This is a genomic window from uncultured Aquabacterium sp. (assembly GCF_913773725.1).
Classification (GTDB): Bacteria; Pseudomonadota; Gammaproteobacteria; order Burkholderiales; family Burkholderiaceae_C; genus Aquabacterium.
Window position 1 is genome coordinate 1 of sequence record NZ_CAJYGK010000138.1, and the last position, 6,919, is coordinate 6,919.

Genomic DNA, 6,919 nt, shown 5'->3' on the forward strand with positions numbered 1-6,919 from the left:
CATGGAGCCCTACGACAACGGCGCGGTGATCGAACTGACAGAGTTCCAGCTTCTCGCCGGAACAACGCGCGTGGATGCTTCAGCCACGCTCACGGCAAGCAACGGCGCCAACGTCGCCGCGCTGTCAGATGGTTCGGCTGTCTCGTCGGTCAGCCTGCCGCGCGGGGTGACGTTGATCTGGGATTTTGGAGCGTCGCCGCAGGACGTGACAGACATCCGCCTCGGCTCGTCTGCCAACCCGCTGCGCTTTTCTCTCATGGCGACCCTGCAATGGTCCGACGATGGCGCGCTGTGGACCACTGCATGCAGCTACTGGGGTATCGCATGGCCCGGCCCGCGAGCCCTGACTGCAAGCGCCATGGGCTTTCCGCGCACGCCAACCAACGAGGCTGTGCAATTGCTCATCGACTTTGAAGCAGATACTTCGGTGCCACGCAACCTGGCGTTCGGTGGTGCTCAACTTGTCCAGTACGGCGGCTCGTCAGCTGCCCGCAGCACTGCACAAGCCCGGTTCGGCGCAGCTTCATGGTTCGCAGGCAACGATACAAGCCGCATCCAGGTCGACGGATTCAGCTATGGAGGCGGGGACTTCACGCTACAAGCATGGTCGTACTTCACGGGGCCGACAGCAACCACCTGGTCGCACTTGCTTCAGCTCGGCTCTGACCTCAACAATCGGGCCAACATCGGCGTCTATAACGGCAAGTACGTGCTGTATGCGACCAACGGTTCGGCAACGCTCAATCCTGGTACCGGGCGGGCCGTGCAGCCCAACACCTGGGTGCACCTTGCGCTCGTCCGTGCGGGATCGATATACACGATGTTCGTGGACGGCGAAGCGGCTTTTACCGGGTCGAGTCCGGCAGGGCCTGCGGCGTTTGCCAGCGGCAGCATCGCGCTCGGTATGCAGCAGTTCAATGGCGTTTCTTCGGACCGATGGCTCGGCTGGATCGACGATGTCTGCTTCAGCCCCCGCGCAGAGTACACGGGGCCGTTCGCTGTGCCTTCATTGCCTCTCAGCGCCCAGGCATCGACCATCTTGCTCAACCGCGTCGCAGGCCGAGCCTTGTCTTCCGGGTTTGTCGTAGCTTCACCTGGCGGCGCTATGCCACCGACTGGCGAAACTCTCCTCGGGCTTGTAGGCAAGTCCAGGACCAACTATTTGTTCGACAGGGCAGCCAACGGCCGCATTCGTGGCACGGTCGAGCGCGATGCGTCGCCTGCAGACGTGCCGCTGCGCCGGCGCGTGACACTGCTCCGCGACATCGATCTGATGGTCGTGCAGCAGCAGTGGAGCGACGCAGCGACCGGGGCCTACGACTTCCAGTACATCGAGACCGAACACGCTTACACGGTCATCGCCCACGACTACGAGCACAACTACCGCGCGGTCATCGCCGACAACCTGAGCCTGGTCACGGGCGGAATGGAGCTGATGCCATGAGCGCGCCAGCCAGCGATTGGGAGATCACGCAAACGACGGCCTTGGCGCAACTGGCTGCGATGCTGACACGCGCAGACACCGGGCCAGGCCGGGCCAGCTTGGCGCTTTTCTCGACAGCCAGGCCGGCGCTGATCACGGACCCGCATGCGGATGCGCCCCAGGCCGAGATCGTCCTGGCCAAGCCCAGCGGCGCGATCATCGGCAGCAGCCTGGTGCTGTATGTTGAGACGCCTGCAGGCGCCATGGTGCAGTCCAACGGCCTGCCGAGGTGGGCCGAGTGGCGTGCGGCGGATGGCGCCGTGCTGGCGCGCTGCGATGTGACGGACATGGACCACGGCGGCGGCTTGCGCGTCGTCGGCGGCGCCACGCCCGAGGGCGAGTCATCGCCGATGCTTTACACGGGCGGCCTGGTCCAGCTCGGCATGGTGGCCCTGTCATGACAGAGGGCACCAGGCTGCTCTTTCGTTCCGCGCCGCACACGGGCAGTCCCGTGCCGCTGGTGTTCGGGCGCGACGATGGAAGCACACCGCCGCCCGTCACTGTCGAGGGCGGCGGTCGCATCACGGGCCTGCGCGGCCACATCCGCGCCCGCGTAGCAGTCCGCGCCTCGGGGGCGGGCCGCGTGACCGGCTTGCGCGGCCACGTCCGCAGCCAGTGGGATGCCAACGTGAGCCGCACGACGCGGGCCGAGCTGGGCACGGCTTGGCGGATGGCTGTGCCCCTCGCGCAGGCACTGGAGACCACTTGGCAGGAGACCGCACAACTGCGCGTAGCGTGCGCGAGTGCGTGGCAGCCTGGCGACGGTCTGCGCGCGGGCGAGGTGGCGGCCTGGCATGAATCACTGCGCATGCGTGCCACAGTGGCGAGTGACTGGCAGGAGGGCGAGGGCCGGCGCGCAGCCTTTTACACAGCCTGGCATGAGGCCCTGCGCGTGCGTGCTGGCAGCGTCAGTGCTTGGCAGCAAGGTGAGGGGCTGCGGGGCGGCCTGGTCGCGGAGTACCAGGAAGCGCTGCGCCTGCGCGCGGCTGTGGTGGGCACCTGGCAAGAGGCCGTTCCTCGCTCCGAGTGGTTGCGCACGGGCTTCGGCGACGCGGATCGCTGGCGCATCGTTCTGGACACCCACTGGCAAGAGGCCATCCGGCCCGCGCCCGGCGAGAGCCCGGTTGTCGTGCCCCCGGGCACGACGCCGTGCTACGTCCCGAGCTCGCCCGTGCGCCTGCTGTTCCGGGCGCCGGCTGTCAGCGGCCGCCCGACGCGCCTGGTCTTCATCTGCGAAGACCGCAACACCCCAACGCCCGGCATCGTCGTGCCTGCGAGGAGGACCTACATCGTGATCAATTCCGTCGAGATCCGGCGCGCGGACGCCCTGGCAGGCGACCCGCTGCCCAGCGAGAGCTTCCAGATGTCGCTCAACCGGCAGTCGTGGACCTGGACGTTTTCCGCCAGCTTCCACGCCGCTGCGCGCGATGCGCTCATGCCCGGCCCAGGCGGACAGCCCGTCGAACTGGAGGTTCGCGTCAACGGTCAGCCATTTCGCATGCAGGGCGAGCGCATCGGCCGCAGCAAGCGGTTTCCCGAGCACATGGTCACTGTCTCGGGCCGGGGCAAAGCTGCGCTGCTGGATGCGCCGCACGCGCCCGTGCAGACGTTCACGCACACGCTGGACCGCACGGCGCAGCAGCTCATGAGCGAGGTTCTTACTGTCAATGGCGTGGGCTTCGGCTGGGCCGTGGATTTCCAACTCACGGACTGGCTGGTGCCGGGCGGCGTGTGGATGCACCAGGGCACCTATATCAGCGCACTTACAGACATCGCTGGCAGCGTGGGCGGCTACCTGCAGCCGCACGACACGGACCCCGTCTTGCATGCGCTGCCGGCGTGGCCGCTGCCATGGTGGCGGTGGAACGAGCTGGCGCCTGACATCGATCTGCCGGAGGGCATTGCCGAGGTGGACGAGACCGAGGTGATCGACGTGCCTGAATACAACCGCATTTTTGTGGCCGGCGAAGCGGGCGGCGTCATGGGCGACCTGACGCGCACCGGCACGGCCGGCGACGTGCTCAAGCAGCCAATGGCCGTGCATCCTTTGATTACGACCATCGGCGCGGCAAAAGCCCGTGCTATCGCAGAACTGGCCGAGTCGGGCAGACAGCTCAAGCACAAGATGACGCTGCCCGTGCTGGCAGAAACGGGTGTGATCAAGCCAGGCCGCGTGCTGCGCTATTACGACGACGCAGGCACCCGGCGCCTGGGCATCGTGCGCGGCACGTCGATCTCGCAGCAGTTTCCGGTTTTGACGCAGGCGCTGGAGATCGACAGCCATGTCTAACCTCTACCTGCAGCTTCGTGAAATCCTTGCGCCTGGCCGAGTGCAGATCGGCAAGGTGGCGGCCGTCGCCGATGGCGCGGTCACTGTGGAACTGCCCGGCGCGGGCCTGGTGCGTGCGAAGGGCCAGGCCGCCGAGGGGGCCACTGTTTTTGTTTTGGAAGGAGTGATACAGGGACCAGCGCCCGACCTACCTGTTTACATAGACGTGATCTGAAAAAAGACGGGCGACCCGGCCGGGTGCGGTAACACCAGGTCGAGCCCCGAACATGCAGAACGTGCCTGCAAGCCCGGCAAGGCACGCCACCCTCGCGAGAGCGGCGCCAGCATACCGGATTTTCCGTATAGGAAAGGTGCTTGCAATGGAAGAAATACGCTGCGGCTCCTGCCGCCGTAAGCTCGCGGAGGGTGAGTACACCCGCCTGAGCATCAAATGCCCCCGCTGTGGGGCATTCAATCAGCTGAGCGCCTCGAGCGCCCCATCAGAGCTCCTCAGAGGGCCTACAGCTGAGATAAATGACAAACCCCATAGTCCCATGGATCGGCGGCAAGCGCCGCCTCGTCGACCTGCTCCTGAAGCGGTTTCCCCACCATAGCTGCTACGTCGAGCTTTTCGCGGGCGGCGCGGCGGTCTTCTTTGCCCGCCACCCCGCCGACGTTGAAGTCCTCAACGATGTCAACGGCGATCTGGTCAACCTGTACCGAGTCGTCACGCACCATCTTGAGGAATTCGTCAGGCAGTTCAAATGGGCGCTGACGAGCCGGCAGGTTTTCAAGTGGCTGCAGGAGACCAGGCCGGAGACGCTCACAGATGTGCAGCGCGCGGCTCGGTTCTTCTATCTACAGCAACTCTCATTCGGGGGGAAAGTGAGCGGCCAGACGTTCGGCACGGCAACCACGGCTCCGGCGATCAACCTGCTGCGCATCGAAGAAACGCTGTCAGCGGCGCATTTGCGCCTTGCGGGCGGCACATACGTCGAGCAGCTCGATTGGGCGGCGTGCATTGACCGCTACGACCGGCCGCACACACTCTTCTACGCTGATCCGCCCTACTGGGAGACTGAGGGGTACGGCGTGCCGTTTCCTTGGGAACAGTACGAGCTGATGGCGGCCAAGCTCAAAACGATCAAGGGCAAAGCAGTGGTCAGCATCAATGATCACCCCGCGATCCGAGAGTGCTTCAGGGACTTCGACATGGAGGCTCTCAAGCTGGACTACACCGTGGGTGGGGGCGCCAATCGTGTCGAGCGCGGCGAGCTGGTCATCTACAGCTGGGACCGGGAGGCAGAGCCCGCTGGGCTCTTCTAAAACATGCGGTGCGCTGAACTCCCCAGGTAGGGCAGGTCGATGCGCCATTTGGTCTGTGCGGCTTCTGCTGCATCCCGTACAGCATCTTTAGCCGCCTCGGTCAGATCAGCTTCAGTGTTCAATGACAGTTGCCAGTTGCTCTGTGTGACACCAGCAGACTCGACAATTTCAATCTCCTCGTAGATCGTACCGAGCTGCCCCAGCGTACGGTTGTCGTCCTGCAGGAGTGAAATGATCTTGAGCCTCAGCTCGTCTTTCGTCAGTGTTTCAAGCATGGGATGCTCCTTGTGTGAAAGCAACGATGATGCCGTCACGACAAGGCCAACGGCAGTTTTCTAGGCGTGCAATTCTCTTGCACGGTTGGAAACAGCTTCGGTGGTCATTTATCTCAGCTCATGAGGCAAATTTATCGCGGCGCGCTTCAGCCGTAGACCAGGCGCGGGTTGCGCGCCAGGCAGGGCTCGGGGCCCAGGCCCAGGCGCTCTATCACGCCGGGCCGAAAGCCCTCGACCAGCAGGTCGGCGCGTGCGATCAGCGCCAGGGCCGAGGCCTGGCCTTCCTCGCCGCGCAGGTCGATCTCGACCTGGCTGCGGCTGCGCGTGGTGATGTCCTGTGCATCGACCGGCGTGCCGGGCCGCGCGATGCGCAGCACCTCGGCACCCATGTCGGCCAGCAGCATGGCGCAGAACGGCCCCGGGCCCAGGCCCGCGAACTCGACCACGCGCACGCCTTCAAGCGGTCCTGGCATGGAGGTCTCCTTTCAGGCCGTGGGCAGTGGATGGTTCTTGTACTGCTCGCGCAGCTTGGTCTTTAGCAGTTTTCCCGTGGCCGTGTGCGGCAGCTCGGCCACCTGCAGCACGTCGTCGGGCAGCCACCATTTGGCGATGCGCGTGGACAGGAAGTCGAGCATGGACTCGCGGCTGACGCTGTGGCCTGCGCGCGGCACCACCAGCAGCAGCGGCCGCTCCTGCCACTTGGGATGGGCCACGCCGATGATGGCGGCCTCGGCCACGCCGGGATGGCCCATGGCGGCGTTCTCCACGTCGATGGAGGAAATCCACTCGCCGCCCGACTTGATCACGTCCTTGGCGCGGTCCACCAGCTGCAGGAAGCCGTCGGCATCGATGGTGGCCACGTCGCCCGTGGTGAAGAAGCCTTCCTCATCGACGGGCGAGCCGCCTTCGCCCTTGAAGTAGCCGCTGGCGATCCAGGGGCCGCGCACGCGCAGGTGTCCCCGGGCCTGGCCGTCCCAGGGCTGGGGCCGGCCGTCGTCGTCCACGATCTTGAGGTCCACGCCCCAGACGCCGCGCCCCTGCTTGAGCTTGACCTTGACCAGTTCCTCGCCCGACAGCGCGTCGTGCCGGGGCAGCAGCTTGCTGACCACGCCGATGGGGCTGGTCTCGGTCATGCCCCAGCCCTGCACGACCTGGGCGCCGAACTGGTTCTCGAAGCGCTCCAGCATGGCGCGCGGCACGGCCGCGCCGCCGATGCCAATGCTCTTGACGCCCAGCGCGCGCGGGTCGATGTCGGGATGCGCATCCAGGTACTGGAACAGCATCAGCCACACGGTGGGCACGCCCTGGGAGAAGGTGACCTTCTCGTCGCGCATGAGCTCGTAGACGCTCTGGCCGTCCAGGTGGGGGCCGGGCAGCACCAGCCGTGCGCCGGCCATGGCCGCCGCATAGGGCGTGCCCCAGGCGTTGGCATGGAACATGGGCACGATGAGCATCACGGTCTCGCGCGCGTTCAGGCCGAAGGTGTCGGGCGCCAGCTCCATCAGCGTGTGCAGCACGGTGGAGCGGTGCGAGTACAGCACGCCCTTGGGGTGGCCCGTGGTGCCC

The 6,919-nt window shown here is 65.8% G+C and carries 8 protein-coding genes and 1 pseudogene; 6 read left to right on the forward strand and 3 right to left on the reverse strand.

Annotation, left to right across the window (positions count from 1 at the left end):
- The 6 genes from QZ709_RS16435 to QZ709_RS16460 all read left to right on the forward strand — a co-directional run.
- Window positions 1-1,444, forward strand: a 1,444-nt coding sequence (locus QZ709_RS16435) for a LamG-like jellyroll fold domain-containing protein (RefSeq protein ID WP_052013886.1), incomplete at its 5' end; no start/stop codon positions are given.
- Window positions 1,441-1,884 (forward strand): hypothetical protein, encoded by a 444-nt coding sequence (locus QZ709_RS16440; RefSeq protein ID WP_047474328.1) that lies wholly within the window; start codon window positions 1,441-1,443, stop codon window positions 1,882-1,884. The genes QZ709_RS16435 and QZ709_RS16440, both read left to right, overlap by 4 nt.
- Window positions 1,881-3,773, forward strand: coding sequence for a hypothetical protein (locus tag QZ709_RS16445; RefSeq protein ID WP_294638520.1), 1,893 nt, complete (start codon window positions 1,881-1,883; stop codon window positions 3,771-3,773). The genes QZ709_RS16440 and QZ709_RS16445 overlap by 4 nt, the downstream gene beginning before the upstream one ends.
- On the forward strand, window positions 3,766-3,987 hold the full coding sequence (locus tag QZ709_RS16450; RefSeq protein WP_047468998.1) for a hypothetical protein: 222 nt from the start codon (window positions 3,766-3,768) through the stop codon (window positions 3,985-3,987). Before QZ709_RS16445 ends, QZ709_RS16450 begins: the two co-directional genes overlap by 8 nt.
- Before the next feature lie 145 nt (window positions 3,988-4,132).
- Complete coding sequence (locus QZ709_RS16455; protein ID WP_082001474.1) at window positions 4,133-4,366, forward strand: Com family DNA-binding transcriptional regulator; 234 nt, start codon at window positions 4,133-4,135, stop codon at window positions 4,364-4,366.
- Entirely contained in the window at window positions 4,287-5,078 is a 792-nt protein-coding gene (locus QZ709_RS16460; protein WP_269198475.1) for a DNA adenine methylase, read from the forward strand. The genes QZ709_RS16455 and QZ709_RS16460 overlap by 80 nt, the downstream gene beginning before the upstream one ends.
- Here QZ709_RS16460 and QZ709_RS16465 read toward each other — a convergent pair.
- The 3 genes and pseudogenes from QZ709_RS16465 to QZ709_RS16475 all read right to left on the reverse strand — a co-directional run.
- Window positions 5,075-5,353, reverse strand: a complete 279-nt coding sequence (locus QZ709_RS16465) for a hypothetical protein (protein ID WP_047468992.1) — start codon at window positions 5,351-5,353, stop codon at window positions 5,075-5,077. The genes QZ709_RS16460 and QZ709_RS16465 overlap by 4 nt on opposite strands.
- A 149-nt stretch (window positions 5,354-5,502) precedes the next feature.
- Window positions 5,503-5,826, reverse strand: a pseudogene (locus QZ709_RS16470) (CoA transferase); the annotation flags it as partial.
- A 12-nt stretch (window positions 5,827-5,838) separates the two neighbouring features.
- On the reverse strand, window positions 5,839-6,919 hold a 1,081-nt coding region (locus QZ709_RS16475; protein WP_294638522.1), incomplete at its 5' end, for an AMP-binding protein.